Source organism: Brevibacterium sp. NPDC049920 (assembly GCF_040656435.1).
In the GTDB taxonomy this organism is placed as follows: Bacteria; Actinomycetota; Actinomycetes; order Actinomycetales; family Brevibacteriaceae; genus Brevibacterium; species Brevibacterium pityocampae.
In genome coordinates this window covers 1-15,340 of sequence record NZ_JBFAMF010000013.1, presented here as the reverse complement: position 1 = coordinate 15,340, position 15,340 = coordinate 1, and the positions used below count along the sequence as shown (strand labels likewise).

Annotated in this window: 14 protein-coding genes; 2 read left to right on the top strand and 12 right to left on the bottom strand. The window is 71.9% G+C overall.

From position 1 onward, the window contains the following. Positions 1–80 precede the first annotated feature (80 nt). The 10 genes from AB0I45_RS12155 to AB0I45_RS12110 all read right to left on the bottom strand — a co-directional run bounded on the left by AB0I45_RS12155 (position 81) and on the right by AB0I45_RS12110 (position 11,089). Positions 81–617: a GNAT family N-acetyltransferase gene (locus tag AB0I45_RS12155; RefSeq protein WP_360318509.1), complete on the bottom strand. Its 537-nt coding sequence runs from the start codon at positions 615–617 to the stop codon at positions 81–83. Beyond that, positions 617–1,321, bottom strand: a complete 705-nt coding sequence (gene tsaB / locus AB0I45_RS12150) for a tRNA (adenosine(37)-N6)-threonylcarbamoyltransferase complex dimerization subunit type 1 TsaB (RefSeq protein ID WP_360318506.1) — start codon at positions 1,319–1,321, stop codon at positions 617–619. The genes AB0I45_RS12155 and tsaB overlap by 1 nt, the downstream gene beginning before the upstream one ends. Beyond that, on the bottom strand, positions 1,318–1,932 hold the full coding sequence (gene tsaE, locus AB0I45_RS12145) for a tRNA (adenosine(37)-N6)-threonylcarbamoyltransferase complex ATPase subunit type 1 TsaE (RefSeq protein WP_360318503.1): 615 nt from the start codon (positions 1,930–1,932) through the stop codon (positions 1,318–1,320). Before tsaE ends, tsaB begins: the two co-directional genes overlap by 4 nt. Beyond that, positions 1,929–3,251 (bottom strand): alanine racemase, encoded by a 1,323-nt coding sequence (alr, locus tag AB0I45_RS12140; protein ID WP_360318500.1) that lies wholly within the window; start codon positions 3,249–3,251, stop codon positions 1,929–1,931. The genes tsaE and alr overlap by 4 nt, the downstream gene beginning before the upstream one ends. Then, on the bottom strand, positions 3,248–4,816 hold the full coding sequence (locus tag AB0I45_RS12135; protein WP_360318497.1) for an NAD(P)H-hydrate dehydratase: 1,569 nt from the start codon (positions 4,814–4,816) through the stop codon (positions 3,248–3,250). Before AB0I45_RS12135 ends, alr begins: the two co-directional genes overlap by 4 nt. Then, the gene (locus AB0I45_RS12130; RefSeq protein WP_360318494.1) at positions 4,813–6,156 is read right to left on the bottom strand and encodes a M20 family metallopeptidase; all 1,344 of its coding nucleotides are present in this window, start codon (positions 6,154–6,156) and stop codon (positions 4,813–4,815) included. The genes AB0I45_RS12135 and AB0I45_RS12130 overlap by 4 nt, the downstream gene beginning before the upstream one ends. 57 nt (positions 6,157–6,213) lie before the next feature. After that, the gene (locus AB0I45_RS12125; RefSeq protein ID WP_360318491.1) at positions 6,214–6,741 is read right to left on the bottom strand and encodes a holo-ACP synthase; all 528 of its coding nucleotides are present in this window, start codon (positions 6,739–6,741) and stop codon (positions 6,214–6,216) included. A 55-nt stretch (positions 6,742–6,796) separates the two neighbouring features. Continuing rightward, positions 6,797–8,668 (bottom strand): glutamine--fructose-6-phosphate transaminase (isomerizing), encoded by a 1,872-nt coding sequence (glmS, locus tag AB0I45_RS12120; RefSeq protein WP_360318488.1) that lies wholly within the window; start codon positions 8,666–8,668, stop codon positions 6,797–6,799. Positions 8,669–8,855: 187 nt separating this feature from the next. Beyond that, entirely contained in the window at positions 8,856–10,325 is a 1,470-nt protein-coding gene (locus AB0I45_RS12115) for an FAD-dependent oxidoreductase (RefSeq protein ID WP_360318485.1), read from the bottom strand. Beyond that, positions 10,322–11,089: a TetR family transcriptional regulator C-terminal domain-containing protein gene (locus tag AB0I45_RS12110; RefSeq protein WP_360318482.1), complete on the bottom strand. Its 768-nt coding sequence runs from the start codon at positions 11,087–11,089 to the stop codon at positions 10,322–10,324. The genes AB0I45_RS12115 and AB0I45_RS12110 overlap by 4 nt, the downstream gene beginning before the upstream one ends. A 315-nt stretch (positions 11,090–11,404) precedes the next feature. On the opposite strand from AB0I45_RS12110, the gene AB0I45_RS12105 reads away from it, so the two are divergent. Next, complete coding sequence (locus AB0I45_RS12105; protein ID WP_360318479.1) at positions 11,405–12,808, top strand: amino acid permease; 1,404 nt, start codon at positions 11,405–11,407, stop codon at positions 12,806–12,808. Between the two features lie 140 nt (positions 12,809–12,948). Here the strand turns inward: AB0I45_RS12105 and AB0I45_RS12100 are convergent, their stop codons facing one another. Further along, on the bottom strand, positions 12,949–13,614 hold the full coding sequence (locus tag AB0I45_RS12100; protein WP_360318548.1) for an inositol monophosphatase family protein: 666 nt from the start codon (positions 13,612–13,614) through the stop codon (positions 12,949–12,951). A gap of 66 nt (positions 13,615–13,680) precedes the next feature. On the opposite strand from AB0I45_RS12100, the gene AB0I45_RS12095 reads away from it, so the two are divergent. Then, the gene (locus AB0I45_RS12095) at positions 13,681–14,502 is read left to right on the top strand and encodes a hypothetical protein (protein WP_360318476.1); all 822 of its coding nucleotides are present in this window, start codon (positions 13,681–13,683) and stop codon (positions 14,500–14,502) included. Here AB0I45_RS12095 and AB0I45_RS12090 read toward each other — a convergent pair. Then, the coding region (locus tag AB0I45_RS12090) for an IS481 family transposase (protein WP_360318473.1) at positions 14,404–15,340 on the bottom strand (937 nt) is incomplete at its 5' end. The genes AB0I45_RS12095 and AB0I45_RS12090 overlap by 99 nt on opposite strands.

The following is a 15,340-nucleotide window of genomic DNA, read 5'->3' as shown; positions in this document are numbered from 1 at the left end:
CTCATGTCGGCCCACGGGTCTCCGGGGTCGTTCCGGACCATGGACGTCAGAGCTCTCGAGATCGCTCCGGGTGCCCCGGGTCAGAGGAAGGCGCGCATGACGACGGCGTCGGCACCGGTGTAATAGCCCGGGCGGCGGTCGAGCTCGGTGAAGCCGTGCGCGGCATAGAGCCCGTGGGCGGCGGTGTTGTCGCTGCGGACGTCGAGGTGGATGACCTCGCATCCGGCATCCCGGGCGGCGGCCAGGAGGTGGATGAGCAGGGCGCGTCCGATCCCCCGGCCACGGGCTGCCGGGTGGGCGGCGAGGGTGAGGACATCGGCCTGCGGCCCGGAGACGCCGAGCCCGGCGAAGCCGAGGATCGCACCCGGGTCCCAGGACGCCGGCACGGGGCCTGCCTGACGCCGCGTGTCGTCGGAGCCCGGCGCACCTCCGCCGGGTGCCTCGATGACCACGAACGACTGGCCGGGCGTCGCCACCGCCGCCCAGTAGTACTCGGTCGACCAGGCATCGGGGCCGAAGATCTCCGCGTCGAGGGCGGCGACGGCGGGGATGTCGAACCAGCGCAGCCGCCGGATCCGGTGAGCGCCGCTTCCCTCCGCGGCGCCGGACTCCGGCATCACCGGAGGCTCGTCGTGCGCCGCGCGGAGGGCTGGGCGTCGGGCTCGCGGAGGTACAGCGGGACCGGCGGGAGCAGCGGACGCCCGGCGGCGATCATCCGGGCGGCGACGATCCCGAGGTCCCCGGCGGTCGGTTCGAGGTCGGCCGGTGCGGTGCCGGTGGGATCGCCGAGCTCCTCCGGGAAGAGGAGGAACCCACGGCCGTACCGGAGCGCAGCGCCCTGATCCGGAACGACGTGCAGGTCCGCGGGGAGGCTGACGGCGGGACCGGCGAGCACCTCGGGCACGCCTGCGGCGTCGAGTCCTGCGTACTCGGTCCAGTAGACCTCCTTGCGGCGCGCGTCGGTGGCGACGCGCAGCTGCGGCGCCGGGCCGACCGGGGAGACCGGCGCATGGGTGCGGAGGGCGCGCAGTGCGAGAGCGTCGTGGCTCGGCAGGCCGTCGACGGGGATGCCCGCGCCGAGTGCGAACCCGATCCCGGTGGCGATCCCGGCGCGCAGACCGGTGAAGGGACCGGGCCCCACGCCGACGACCACCCGGCCCGGGGCCGGCCGGCGTTCGAGGAGGGTGCGGATCGCAGGCCCGAGGAGCTCGGCGTGCTTCCGGGCGGAGAACTCGGTCCACTCGGCGAGCACCTCCTCGGTGTCCGCGTCGACGAGCGCGGCGCTCGCCGCGGCCGAGGTATCGAGCGCGAGGATGATCATCGGGTCTCCGTTCCGGGGCCGGGTTCCCCGTGCTGCTCGGCGACGAGGGTCAGGCGGGCGTCCCAGCCGGGGCCGGTGGATTCGAGGACGAGCAGCCGGCTCTCGTCCTCCTCGGCGAGGTCGAGTTCGAGCGGCTCGGGTGCGATAGGCGCAGCGGGAGCGGGATCAACGAGACCGGTATCAGTCGAGCCGGGGCCGGCAGTGCCGGATCCGTCCTCCTCGAAGGCGCGCACGAGGGTGATCTCGAGGCGTTCGGCGGAGAGCTCCTCGGCGATCCCGTGGCCCCATTCGATGACGGTGACCGATTCCGCGAGGTCGGCGCCGAGGTCGAGGTCGGCGAACTCGGCGGAGTCGTCGAGGCGGTAGGCGTCGACGTGGACGAGGCCCGGCCCCGCGCCGGCCGGGGCGTGCTCGCGGGCGATGACGAAGGTCGGCGAGGACACCCGGCCACGGACGCCGAGGTGCCCGGCGAGGAACTGGGTGAAGGTCGTCTTCCCGGCGCCGAGGTCACCGGTGAGGATGATGACGTCGCCCGGACGCAGGACGGCGGCGAGGCGCGCGGCGAACGCGTCGATCTCCTCCAGGCCGGCGATGCGCAGCTCAGCCCTCATCCGCCGTGCCCTCGTCCCCGGAACCGGTCGCCGACGCCCGCGGCCGCGGATGCCGGGGTCCCGCCCTGCCGCACGGCCGGCGTGGAGTCCCGTCCGGTGCCGATGACAACCCGCTCGACGCGCGGACCGATCCGCGTGACGATCTCGTAGTTCACGGTGTCGGCCCAGGCGGCCCACTCCTCGGCGCCGGGACCCGTGGTGCCGTCGCCGATGATGACGACCTCGTCGCCGATCTCGACGGACCCCGGTCCGATGTCGAGGATCATCTGGTCCATCGCGACCCGCCCGACCACGGGGTACCGGCGGCCGCGGATCGACACCTGCGCGCGGTTCGAGGCCGCGCGCGGGATCCCGTCGGCGTAGCCGCCGGCGACGAGGGCGAACCGGGTGGGTTCGGCACACGTGTAGGTGAGGCCGTAGCTCGCGCCGTGCCCGGCAGGCACGTCCTTGACGGCGAGCACGCGGGAGACGAGGGTCAACGCCGGCCGGAGGCCGAGCTCGGCGGCGGTCCGTCCCTCGAAGGGGCTGAGGCCGTAGGTGCTCAGGCCGACGCGGGCGAGCCCGCCCGGCACGGGGTCGAGCGAGAGCGCCGCCGGGGAGTTCGCGGCGTGGACGAGCAGGGCGGCAGGGTCGCCGAGCGCTCCGCCGGCGGACTCGAGCACGCAGACGAGCTGCTCACGTGCCTGGTCGAGGACCGCGAGCTGGTTCCCGGTCTCCGGGTCACCCACGACGTCGGCGTTCGCGAGGTGGGTCATGATGCCGACGACCTCGATCGGGTCCGCGGCGTGCGCGGCGGCCTCCGCGAGCTCGGGCAGGAACGCGGTGAATGCCTCGGGGGTGAAGCCGTTGCGGCCCAGTCCGGTGTCGATCTTGAGATGCACCCGCACAGTGCGTCCGGAGGCCTCGGCGGCGCGGATCACCTTGCGCAGCGCGCCGGCGGTCGACACTCCGAGCTCGATGCCCGCCCGCGCGCAGGCGGTGAGGTCCGTGCGGTCGTCGTAGAGCCAGCACAGGATCCGCTCGCGCCGCACCTCGGGATCCTCACCGAGCAGGGCGGCGAGCTGGAGCGCCTCGGGCACCGTGGCCACGCCGAAGTCGGCGACGCCGGCGGCGCGGCAGGCGTCGACGACTGCGGCGAGGCCGTGGCCGTAGGCGTCGGCCTTGACGACGCTGAGCAGGGTCGCCGGGGCGACCCGGGCCGCGATCGTCGCCGCGTTGTGGGTGATGGCTCCGGTGTCGATCCGCGCCTGCACCACGGTCCCCGGGAAGGAGACCACCGGCGGTCCGGCCGGCGGCCGTGCTGCATCGGGTGCGGTCATTCGCCCCTCCGCCCGTCGATCTGCTCGGCTCCCGCGCCGGCGCTTCCGGTCATGAGACCGAGCACGATGTCCTCCACGGCCGCCGGGAGCCCTGATGCGTGCGTGGTCCGGTGGACAGCGAGCCCGTGCACGGTGACCGCGAGCCCGGCGAGGATCGCGATGTCGGTGGCCGGGCCGCTCCTGTCCGCCGTCTGGTCGCACGGACCGCGGTACTCGGCAGTGCGGTGTTCCGCGGTGGTGGCGAGCAGCGCACCGAGGATCCCGGTGAGCACGTCGCCGGATCCGGCCGTGGCGAGCGCCGCCGGTCCCGGCGGCGGGGCGACGACGCTGCCGTCGGGCCGGGCGACGATCGTGCGCCGCCCCTTGAGGGCGATGACGCCTTCGAACGCCTGCGCGGCCCTCACGGCGTGGGTCACCGGATCCGCTTCGACCTCCGCGCGGGTGGGCACGCCGGTGGTGAGGCGGCCGAGGAGGTCGACGAGCTCGCCGGCGTGCGGCGTCACGATGCACGTGGTCTCGAGCGGGCGGGTGAGGAGTCCGAGGCCGCCGGCGTCGATGACGAGGGGCAGGGACCGGTTCTCCGCCTCGATGATGGCGCGGCGCATGAGGAGGGTGTCGGGGGCGCCGGGGCCGACGGCCCACGCCTGGACCCGCCCCGGTTCGGTGACGACCTCGGGGCAGCGGTCGAGCACGGCCGCGGTGACCTCGTCGGGGGCGAGCAGGCGGAGCATGCCGAGCCCGGTGGACACGGCCGCAGCGGTGGTGAGCAGCCCTGCGCCGGGGTAGCGGTGGGATCCGGCGACGAGGCCGAGGACGCCGCGGGTGTACTTGTGCATGTCCGGCTGCGGGAACGGCCAGCCGACGGCGAGGTCGGCGGGCTCGGGCGCCTCGACGGTGGGACGGAACGGGGCGAGGTCGAGTCCGATGTCGACGAGGGCGAGCTCTCCCGCGGCGTCGGCGCCGCCGGGCAGCAGCAGTCCGGCCTTGTGCCCGCCGAAGGTCACCGTGCGATCGGCGCGCACGTGGACGGCGCCGACCGCTCCGGTGGTGGCGTCGACCCCGGTGGGGACGTCGACGGCGATGACACGCTGCCGCCGGGCGCTCCCGGTGCCGGAGGCCGCAGCCTGCCAGTCGGCGATGAACGTGTCGAGCGGTGCGCGCAGCGATCCCGAGGCACCGGTGCCGAGGATCCCGTCGATGACGAGCTCGGCCCGCGCGGTCAGGGGCGCGGATTCGGCGCCGAGCGGTTCGATGTCGCCTCCTGCCGCACGCAGTGCGGCCGCTCCCTCGGGGTGGAGGCGCCCGAGGACGTCGACGACGGTGACGCGGGCGCCGCGGCGGCTGAGGTCCGCGCCGGCGAACAGCGCGTCTCCCCCGTTGTTGCCGGCTCCGGCGAGGACGACGACGCGGGCGCCGGTGACGCACCCGCGCGCCTCGATCAGATCGCGGCGGCAGACCGCGGCGAGGCCGGCGGCGGCGGTGCGCATGAGCACCGGTCCGCGGCCGGCGTCGAGCAGCGGGGCCTCGGCGGCGCGGATCGCCGCTGCGGGATAGCCGAGTCTCATCCCCGCACCTCGGCAGCTCCGTCCCGGGCAGCACCCTCCAGTGAAGCTCCGTCCCGCGCGGTGTCGTCTCCGGCGGCTCTCTCCAGCCGGGCGGCGGCGAGGCGGGCGAGGAACAGTGCGTGGTCGGCGAGCGCGTCCTCGCTGTGGCGGGCGCGCGGGGAGTGGTTGGAGTCCTGCTCCTCGGGCACGGTGCCGGGCATCGCCGCACCCAGGTGTCCGTACGATCCGGGGACGGCCATGAGGACGCGGGAGAAGTCCTCGGAGCCGGCCTTGGGGTGCTCGACGAGGGTGACGCGGTCGGCGCCGAAGAGCTCGGCGAAGGTCTCGCGGTAGAACGCGTTCTCCGCCTCGTCGTTGATCGTCGGCGGCAGCACGGTGTCGTACTCGACCTCGGCGCTCAGCCCGTGAGAGGCGGCGAGCTCACGGACGAGGGCGGGCAGCTCGGCGGCGGCGCGGGTGGTGGTCGTCTCCGAGAAGGTCCGCACGCCGACGGCGAGCGAGGCGGTGTCGGGGACGACGTTCGCCGCGGTCCCGCCGGTGAACTTGCCGACGGTGACGACGATCGGGTCGAACACGTCGAAGCGGCGGGAGACGTACTCCTGGAGCTGTCCGATGATCGCGGCCCCGGTCTGGATCGGGTCGTAGGTGGTGTGCGGGCGCGAGGCGTGCCCGCCCTTGCCGCGGAGGACGACGTCCATCAGGCTGAACGCGGCCATGTAGGAACCCGGCTTCGAGTACAGCCGACCAATCTCCTGATCCGCGGACACGTGGACACCGTAGGCGGCGACGACCGGGACCCCGGCGGCGTCGAGCACACCCTCGTCGAGCATCATCCCGGCACCGTCCCAGCCCTCCTCGCCGGGCTGGAACATGAACACGACGTCACCGGCGAGGGAGTCGCGGATGTCGTGGAGGAGCCGGACCGCGCCGACGAGACCGGTGGTGTGGAGGTCGTGGCCGCATGCGTGCATGGCGCCGTTCGTCGCGGCGAAGTCGAAGCCGGTCGCCTCCTCGACGGGCAGGGCGTCCATGTCGCCGCGCAGGAGCACGGCCACGGGCGAGGCGCCGCCCGCGTCACGGCGACCGCCGCGCAGCACCACGGTGAGCGAGCTCAGGCCCTCGCCGCGGGTGATCTCGACGTCGAGGCCCGCGAGCGCCTCCTCGACCCGGCGCTGCGTCTGCGGCAGCTCGAGCCCGATCTCCGGGGACCGGTGCAGATCCCGGCGCAGATCCCGCAGCTCGGGGAGCAGCGCTTGCGCGGACTCGTGCGTGGGCCGGGAGGTTCCGGCGATCGATCCGGAGGAGGTCGTCTCGGAGGTGGGAGCGGCGGTATCGGTCATGGCTCCAGGGTAGTCGGTGGGGCGGACGCGCCCTGCGGCCGGTGCTCCGGGCCGCGGCTACGCGTGCTTCCGGCGGGCGGCCTCGCGCTGGGCACGGCGGGCATCCCGGCTCGCCCGCGCCTTCTCCCGCGCCGCGGCGAGCTCGGCGAGCGCCTCGGGCGATCCCGGCAGCAGCGGTGCGGGCTGATCCGGGGGCGGGGCGAGCGCGGGGCCGAAGCCCTCGACGACGACGAAGGTCATGGTCCGCTCCCCGTCATGGGTGATGGAGAGGTGGACGCGCTCCCCGCCGAGGGACCGGAAGTGCTCGAGCACCCAGCCGGAGAGCCGGAAGCTCGGCGCACCGGAGAAGGCGGAGACGACCTCGGCCTCGTGCCAGGGGATGATCTGCGGCAGCTGGAGGGCCTTGACGAGCGCCTCCTTCGCGGAGAAGCGTGCGGCGAGCGACTCCGGGGTGCGCCGCTTGCCGTTCTTCTTCAGCTGTTCTGCAGGCGTGAGGAGGCGGTCGAGGAGCTCGGGCACCCGCTCGATGTGCTCAGCGAAGCGCGGCACGTCGGCCAGGTCGAGGCCGATCCCGATGATCCCCATGCTCACTCCCCTGCTGCTCACTCCCCCAGGCGGGCCGCTGCGGGCCCGGTTCGGGTCACTCGACGGTGACGGACTTCGCGAGGTTGCGCGGCTGGTCGACGTCGAGGCCCTTGGCGGTGGCGAGCTCCATCGCGAAGATCTGCAGCGGCACCGTGGTGAGCAGCGGCGCGAGGAGCGTGGTGGTCTGCGGCACGTAGATCACCTCGGAGGCGTAGTCGGCGGCTACCTCGTCGCCCTCTTCTGCGATGACGACGGTGTTCGCCCCGCGCGCCCGGACCTCCTGGATGTTGGAGATGACCTTGGCGTGGAGCGAGTCGCGACCCTTCTGGCTCGGGAGCACGACGAACACGAGCTGACCGGAGTCGATGAGCGCGATCGGTCCGTGCTTGAGCTCGCCGGCGGCGAACCCCTCGGCGTGGATGTAGGCGAGCTCCTTGAGCTTGAGCGCGCCCTCCATCGCCACCGGATAGCCGACGTGACGGCCGAGGAACAGCACCGACTGCGTGTCCTGCTGACTTCGGGCGAGGTCGAGGACCTGCTGCTTCCGCTCGAGGAGAGCGCTGATCTTCGCCGGGATCTGCTGGAGCTCCTCGAGGATGACCTCGACCTCGTCGGCGAACTTGTTGCCGCGCAGCTGGGCGAGGTAGAGACCGAGCAGGTAGCAGGCGACGACCTGTGACAGGAACGCCTTGGTCGAGGCCACCGCGATCTCAGGGCCGGCGTGGGTGTAGAGAGCGGCGTCGGACTCGCGCGGGATCGTCGAGCCGAAGGTGTTGCAGATCGCGATGACCTTCGCACCCTGCTCGCGGGCGTGGCGCACGGCCATGATCGTGTCCATGGTCTCCCCGGACTGGGAGACGGCGACGACGAGGGTCTTCTCGGTGACGACGGGGTCCCGGTACCGGAACTCGTGGGCGAGCTCGACCTCGGTGGGGATCCGGCACCAGTGCTCGATCGCGTACTTCGCGACCTGGCCGGCGTAGGCGGCGGTGCCGCAGGCGATGACGACGATCTTGTCGATCGACTTGAGGACGGTCTCGTCGACGTGCATCTCGTCGAGGACGAGCTTGCCGGAGGCGTCCATCCGGCCGAGCAGGGTGTCGTGGACGGCCTGCGGCTGGTCGTGGATCTCCTTGTCCATGAAGGAGTCGAAGCCGCCCTTCTCCGCCGCCGCGGTGTCCCAGTCGACCTCGAAGGGCTCGCCGGCGACCTCGCTGCCCTCGAGGTCGGTGATGAGGACGGAGTCCGGGGTGATGGTGACGACCTCGTCCTGGCCGATCTCGAGCGCCTTGCGGGTGTAGTCGATGAACGCGGCGACGTCGGAGCCGAGGAAGTTCTCCCCCTCGCCCAGGCCGATGACGAGCGGGGAGTTGCGGCGCGCGGCGACGACGGTGCCGGGCAGGTCGGCGTGCACGGCGAGCAGCGTGAAGGCGCCCTCGAGCTGCTTCGCGGTCTCGCGCATCGCCTGGGCGAGGTCGCCGCTGGCGCGGTAGTTCTTGGCGAGCTGGTGGGCTGCGACCTCGGTGTCGGTCTCCGACTCGAACTCCACGCCTTCGTCCTTGAGTGCGGCCTTGAGGCTCGCGAAGTTCTCGATGATGCCGTTGTGGATGAGCGCAAGCTTCCCGCCGTCGGCGAGGTGCGGGTGGGCGTTGGCGTCGGTGGGCCCGCCGTGGGTGGCCCAGCGGGTGTGACCGATGCCGGTCATCGCCTCGGGCAGCGGGTGCGCCTCGAGCTCATCGCGCAGGGCACTGAGCTTGCCGGCCTTCTTGGCGCTCGCGAGCGCGTGGTCGGCAGTCACCAGGGCGACGCCTGCGGAGTCGTATCCGCGGTATTCGAGCCGGGTGAGTCCGGCCATGACGACGTCGAGGGCGCCGTGCCCTGCGGTCTCAGGGGTGGACGACGAGACAAAACCTACGATTCCGCACATGGGGAGTACTCTACCGAGTCATCGCCGAATCGAGCATGAGCGCGCTCACCGCGCGTCGGTGACGTGCGCCGCACCCCGGGTCCGGTGGGTCCGGTGGGCTCGCCGCGGGCCGTTAGGGGCGATGGGTTCGGAGCGGGGCCCGAGACCGCGGCGACCGCGCGGAACGCAGCGGCGGCACGACCCGGGGTCAGTTGCCGCGGATCGCGGTGAGGACTTCATCGGCGGCGCGCTGTCCGGAGCGGATAGCTCCGTCCATGTAGCCGTTCCACACCTCGGCGGTCTCCGCTCCCGCCCAGTGGAGGCTGCCGCAGGGACGGCGCAGCTCGCGCCCGAGGTGCGTCCACAGGCCGGTGCCGAGGCGGCCGCCGTAGCAGCCGCGCGTGAATGGCTCCGCCGACCAGTTGCGCTGGAGGAGGTCGGTCGGGGTGCGGGCTGCCTCGCCGAAGTACGCCGCGAGGTCGTCGAGCACGCGGGCGGCCCGCTCGTCCTCGCTGAGGTCGTTGTAGGCCTTGGCGTGGTGGCCCTCGACGAAGGCCACGAGGATCCCGGCATCGGAGTCCGGGACGCAGTTGTCGTAGACGAGCGAGACGTCGTGGTCGAGGCTGAGGACGGTGCCGCTCAGACCCTCAGCCCGCCAGAACGGGGTCGGGTAGAGCACCTGGAACTTGTGGACGTTGCCCGCCGGCATCTGCGCGGTCAGGGCGTCGCGGTTGGCCGGCAGCGCAGGCGCATAGCGCAGTCGTCCGGCGAGCACGGGCGGGAGGGCGACGACGACGCGGCGGGCGCGGAACGCTCCGCGCACGGTGTGCACGGTGACCCCGCCTGCGAGGTTCTCACCGACGTGGTCATCAGCGCCGTTGTGGTCGATGCCGGTGACCTCGTGGTCGAGCAGCACGCGGTCGCCGAGGCGGGCGGCGAGCTGTTCGGAGATCTGGTGGGTGCCGCCGAGGACGCGCGCTTCCTGCGCTCCGCCGATGGTGATCATCATCCGGTGGAGTCCGCCGCCGGAGGCGAGGTAGAAGAGGCAGTGGAGGGCTGAGTACTCCTCGGCTTCGGCGGCGAAGATCGAGGCGAGCATGACCTCCATGAAGTGCCGCACGTGCCGGTCAGCGGTGGCCTCGACGAGCCACTCGGCCGTGGTCATGCGGTCGAGGCGGGCGGCATCATGAGACTCCCATGGTGCGGCGAGGTCGATGCCGGCGCAGGTCTGGTCGATGAGCGCGACGAGGCGGCCGAACTCCGCGGCGGATTCCGGGGCCAGGCCGAAGGTATCGCCCTCGCCCCGCCGGATCTCCCCTGCCGCGGCGAGGAGCGAGGCGCCCTCGTCGTGGACGGTGAAGGTCTGCAGGCCGAGTTCGTCGATGAGTGCGAGCACCGCGTCCTGGGTGGGGCCCACCCACTGCCCGCCGAGCTCGATCGGCTGCCCGGTGGAGAAGACGCCGTTCTCGTTCCGGCCGGCGACGCGGCCCCGCGCCTCGAGCACGAGGACGTCGAGGCCTGCATCGCCGAGTGTACGGGCGGCAGTGAGCCCCGACAGGCCGGCCCCGACGACGATGACGTCGTGAAGGTGGGCGGACGGGCCGCTCGTGGCGCGGCACGCTGCGGTGGAGGAGGTGCCGGGCGCGGCGGACTGGGACGTGCGGGGCGCGGTGGTCATGGGGAGCTCCTCGAGTGGTCGGCAGGGTCAGGATCAGCGGATTTCGGGGCAGCAGTGCTCGACTTCGCAGGTTTCGGGTCAGTGGGATCCGGCTCGGCAGGGCCCTGGTCGGCAACCCCCTGGTCGGCGCTGCCGGGTTCGCCTCCGTCGGTGCCTGCCTGCGGAGCGCCGGCGGACAGGGTGCCGGCCGGCAGGCCGAGGCTGCGTTCGAGAACTTCGGCGAGGAGCGCCTCGCGCGCGGTGGGGTCGCGGTAGCTCACGAGCGAGTGGGCGTTGAGCCCGTCGGCGAGCGCGATGAGCTGCCAGGCGACCGCGTCGGGGTCCGCGGTGTCGAACTCCCCGGCCGCGCACCCGCGGGCGAGCAGTCCGGTGACGAACTCCTGCCAGTCGTCCATCTGGGTGCGGACGGCCTCGGCGACGACCGGTACACGCAGTCCCTGGGTCCAGGCGTCGAGCCAGACCGCAGCCGAGGCGGCGCGCGGAGTGCGGAACAAGGCGCCGAGCAGTGCGCGCAGCCCGTCGAGCACCGTCGGTGCGGCGTCCGCGGCGGCGCGCATGGCGGTGAGCTCCGCCTCCATGAGGCGGGTGACGGTGTCGGCGCGCAGCTCATCCATGCTCGCCACGTAGTGGGCGATGAGTGCCGGGGTGACCGCGAGGCGCTGGGCGACGGAGCGCAGCGTGACCGCATCGAGGCCGTCGACAAGTGCCAGCTCCGCGGCGGCGTTCGCGATCTCCGCCCGCCGCTGCTCCGGCCGCTTGCGCACCCGCGCGCCTGTGGCCGCGCCAGTCACCGAAGTGCGCGGCCGCGCCAGCGATTCCGCTGGAGGTGCTTTCCGTGACACTGTCCTTGACACCGCCTCTGCTCTGCCTTAGATTGCGTGGAACGTGATATTGACCACATGGTCAATACTGCTTCCGGGCGACAGCGTCGTCAAGCCCCGGTCACCCGGCAGTCCACCCTCCGGTCCGACTGATAGCCCGCTCGGCAGTCCTTTCGACAGTCCGTCCGCCAACCCTTCAACCAAACCGTCCGCCGGCCTTTCCGGCCCAGCCATACCCTCCGATGGAACGAGGAACCCGTGAGCGCCGACCCCACCCCCGCGTCCCCCGCCGGCTTCCCTGCCGGCTCCCCCGCCGATTCCGCTGCCACGACCGCCTCCCGGTCCCAGGGCGGCACCACCCTGCGCCGCTCCCTCGGCGTCCCGACGCTCGTGCTGTTCGGGCTCGCGTACATGGTGCCGATGACCGTGTTCACCACCTACGGCATCGTCAACGCGATCACCGAGGGGAAGCTCGCGCTCGCCTATGCGGTGACGCTCGTCGCGATGCTCTTCACCGCGGTGAGCTACGCGTTCCTCGCCCGCGAGATCCCTTCGGCCGGTGCGGCGTACACGTACACCAAGGCCGGGTTCGGCCGTCACGCCGGGTTCCTCACCGGCTGGACGATCATGATCGACTACATCCTGCTGCCGATGCTCAACTACCTGCTCATCGGCCTCTATCTCAACGAGCAGTTCTCCGGGGTGCCGGCGTGGGTGTTCTCGATGTCCGCGCTCGTCCTCGTCACGGTGCTCAACATCGTCGGGATCACCGTGGTCAAGGGAGCGAACGCGGTGCTCGTGGCGCTCCAGGTCGTGTTCTTCGTGATCTTCTTCGTCCTCGCGGTGCGTGCGTTCCGTTCGGACGTCAGCCTGCTCGACCCGTTCATCGGCGGCGGAGTCGACCTCTCCCTCGTGTTCGCCGGCTCGGCGATCCTGTGCCTGTCGTTCCTCGGTTTCGACGCCGTGTCGACCATGGCCGAGGAGTCGAAGTCGCCGAAGCGCACCGTGCCCGTCGCGATCATCCTCACCACGGTGGCAGGCGGCCTGATCTTCGTCCTCATCTCCTGGGCCGCCCACCTGGCGTTCCCCGAGGTCATCACCGGGGACGCTGCCGACACCGCCGCGCTCGTCATGCTCGCCGAGGTCGGCGGCGACGTGCTCATCGCCCTGTTCCTCGCCGCCTACGTCACCGGGGCGCTCGGTTCGGCGCTCGCCTCGCAGGCAAGTGTGTCGCGCATCCTCTACAGCATGGGCCGCGACGGAGTGCTCCCCCGCCGGGTGTTCGGGGTGCTCGACCGGCGCTTCAGGACCCCGGTCGGCGCGATCCTCGTCGTCGCCGCGGTGTCGGTCACCGCCGTATGGGCGAGCGTCGACTTCGTCGCCTCGATCGTGAGCTTCGGCGCGCTCGCCGCGTTCAGCCTCGTCAACCTCTCCGTGGTCTCCGTCTGCCTGCTGCGGCCGCGCCGCTTCACCGCCGGCCGGGTGCTCCTCTACGGCGTCGTCCCCGTCATCGGGTTCGGCCTCACCGTGTGGCTGTGGACGAGTCTCACCGGGCTGACCCTGCTGCTCGGCATCGGTTGGATCGTCATCGGCGTGATCTACCTCGCGATCCTCACCCGCGGCTTCCGCCAGGCCCCGCCGTCCCTCGACATCGACGGCTGAGGGCGGCGGAACGACCGCTGGGCCGGAGACATCTCTCCGGGCCCAGCGACTCCGTTCGGGTCCTGCGATCGCCGACTGGTCCTGACGCCGAGACGCCCGCCCGGGGTTAGCCCGCGCAGGGTCGAGCGCAGCGCGCGGGTTCAGTGGTTGAGAACCCGCGTGTCCTCACCGGCGAGCGCAGCCTCGGCGAGGGATTCGGCGAGCCGCGGGGTGGCGGCGACGATCCCGGACCAGCGGCGGGTGAGGTCGGAGTCGAACTCGAGCGGCCGGCCGTGGAGGTCGATGACCGCCCCGCCCGCCGCCGGCACGAACAGCATCGCGGCGGCGAGGTCGACGATCCGGTGGGTGTCCGAGCCGGGGTCGAGGAAGCCGTCGATCGACCCCTCGGCGACGAGCATCGCCTCGAGGCACGTCGTCGACAGCACGCGCACCCGGCTCACCCGCACCCACGCCTCGGTCGAGTCCCCGGCGGCGTGGACCTTGGGCCGGAGCATGTCGACCGCGGCCGCACCGAGGTCCGTGCACCCGCTCGTACGGTACGGCACCGGCTCGCCGGCCCGCGCCCACACCGCGTGACCCGTCTCGAGCCATACGCTCAGTGCCTCCTGAGCGACCCCGTCGACGACGAGGGCGGCGGAGAAGCACGACAGCGGCACCCCGGCGGCGGCGTTCGCCGAGCCGTCGAGCGGGTCGAGGACGACGGTCGCCGCGTGCCCGCCGTCGAGGAACCCGAGCTCCTCGCTCAGCAGGTTGACCGCATGGGGGCACGCGGCCGCGACGATCGCCTCCTCGACGAGCGCGTCGATCCGCTAGGTGTACTGACCGGGGACGTTGATCGACAGGTTCGTGTTGGACCTCGTTAGGGTCGCCAGATGAGTGAGGCGCAGCGGGTGGACTTCCAGGGCTCGGATGAGGCCTGGCCGGTGATCGGCGCGCTGTTCGCGCGCATGCAGGCACTGCCTGAGTCTGGGACGCCGCGGACGAACCTTGCGCCTCGCCAGATTGATCTCGCGCAGACCGCTGGACACCGCATATACATCCAGTCGCACGCGCTGCTGGGCTTCGCCTATGAGCACCATCAGGCTTTCCTCGCGCACATCATCACGGTGGGCTTCGGGCCGCGGGCTCCGTTCAACCTGTTGCGCCCCGTGCTGGAGTCGTCGTTGTGGGCGCTGTGGCTGCTCGACCCCCATGACAGCGCTACTCGACGGAAACGCGCCCTGCAGTACGAGATCCATGACTTCAAGGCCGAGATAGCCTACCTCGACGAGCTCGGCAAGAGGTCCGGCGGCCTGCCCATGCGCGAGGCCGCCGCCGAACGCCAAGCTCACGCCGGCAAGTCCTATCGCGAAGAAGTAGCGCAGTTGGGGCTGGACTACGCCGCGCTGAGCAAGGCCAACATGAACCTCACTGACGAGATCCCAAAGATGCAGCGCCTCCTTGACCGCCACGACAAGGACACCGCCCGCCTCATCGTCGCCGAGTGGCGACGGCTGTCCGGGTACCAGCACGGCAAGACCTGGTCGGTGGCCCTGGGATCCGACCAGACCTTCCTAGCGAAGATCCCCGGCGGGCAGACTGTTCACCTCGTCGCGTCAGACAGCTCCATCAGCATCGCGACCGGCCTGGCCGCGCTCGTCTTCATGGAGGCCCTCATCCTGCACATCGACCGCTGCGAGAACCCCGGCAGATGAGTAAGGCGCCAGTCTCGAGTCCGGCGGCCGGTTGCCGCACGCGGTGTGTGGTCGTACCTCGTTGTAGTGGCGAAGCCAGGCGGGCAGGGCATCGCGGCGCTCCTGCTCGCTGGTGTAGCAGCGGGCGTAGGCCCACCCGTCAGCCATAGTCCGGTGGAAGCGTTCGACCTTGCCGTTGGTCTGCGGCCGGTACGGGCGCGTCCGCTTCGGCGCGATCGACAATGCCTGGCAGGTATCACGCCACAGGTGTGACCGGTAGGCGCCGCCGTTGTCCGACAAGACGCGCTCGATGGTCACGCCGCGCTCACCGAACCAGCCGACCGCCCGGTGCAGGACCGCGGCGGCGGTGGTGGCGGTTTCGTCGCCGTGGACTTCGGTGTACGCGACGCGGGAGTGGTCGTCGATGACGGTGTGCACGAACGCGTAGCCCAGCTTCGGGCCGCCGTACTGATTGCGTGGCTTGCCTGGGGTGGCGACGCGGTTCTTCTCGCCCTGGCGGCGGCCGACGTAGCGCCAGCCGCCACCATCGGGGATATTGCCGACCTTCTTCACGTCGACGTGCACCAGCGACCCGGGGTGTGGGTGCTCGTACCGGCGGATCGGCTCACCGCTGGCCCGGTCGACGTACGACAGCCGGTTGAGGCGTGCGGTCGTGAGGATGCGGTGGACTGTCGACGGGGCGATGTCGAGGCGGGCGGCGAGCTGAACCGGCCCCTCCCGCAACCGTATTCGCAGGCTGACGCTGTCAAATCCCGGGTTTAGTTGAGGCTGAACGGTTGTTCTGTATTCAGGCTGCGTTGCCGATGGTCTGGTTCTCGGCGAAATGTGTGGCCTCGAT

Excerpts from the sequence above, each read along its gene's own strand:
- alr (WP_360318500.1), bottom strand. The coding sequence starts at position 3,251 with ATGACCGCACCCGATGCAGCACGGCCGCCGGCCGGACCGCCGGTGGTC.
- AB0I45_RS12135 (WP_360318497.1), bottom strand. The coding sequence starts at position 4,816 with ATGAGACTCGGCTATCCCGCAGCGGCGATCCGCGCCGCCGAGGCCCCG.
- AB0I45_RS12155 (WP_360318509.1), bottom strand. The coding sequence starts at position 617 with ATGCCGGAGTCCGGCGCCGCGGAGGGAAGCGGCGCTCACCGGATCCGG.
- AB0I45_RS12115 (WP_360318485.1), bottom strand. The coding sequence starts at position 10,325 with ATGACCACCGCGCCCCGCACGTCCCAGTCCGCCGCGCCCGGCACCTCC.
- AB0I45_RS12095 (WP_360318476.1), top strand. The coding sequence starts at position 13,681 with ATGAGTGAGGCGCAGCGGGTGGACTTCCAGGGCTCGGATGAGGCCTGG.
- tsaB (WP_360318506.1), bottom strand. The coding sequence starts at position 1,321 with ATGATCATCCTCGCGCTCGATACCTCGGCCGCGGCGAGCGCCGCGCTC.
- glmS (WP_360318488.1), bottom strand. The coding sequence starts at position 8,668 with ATGTGCGGAATCGTAGGTTTTGTCTCGTCGTCCACCCCTGAGACCGCA.
- tsaE (WP_360318503.1), bottom strand. The coding sequence starts at position 1,932 with ATGAGGGCTGAGCTGCGCATCGCCGGCCTGGAGGAGATCGACGCGTTC.
- AB0I45_RS12125 (WP_360318491.1), bottom strand. The coding sequence starts at position 6,741 with ATGGGGATCATCGGGATCGGCCTCGACCTGGCCGACGTGCCGCGCTTC.
- AB0I45_RS12130 (WP_360318494.1), bottom strand. The coding sequence starts at position 6,156 with ATGACCGATACCGCCGCTCCCACCTCCGAGACGACCTCCTCCGGATCG.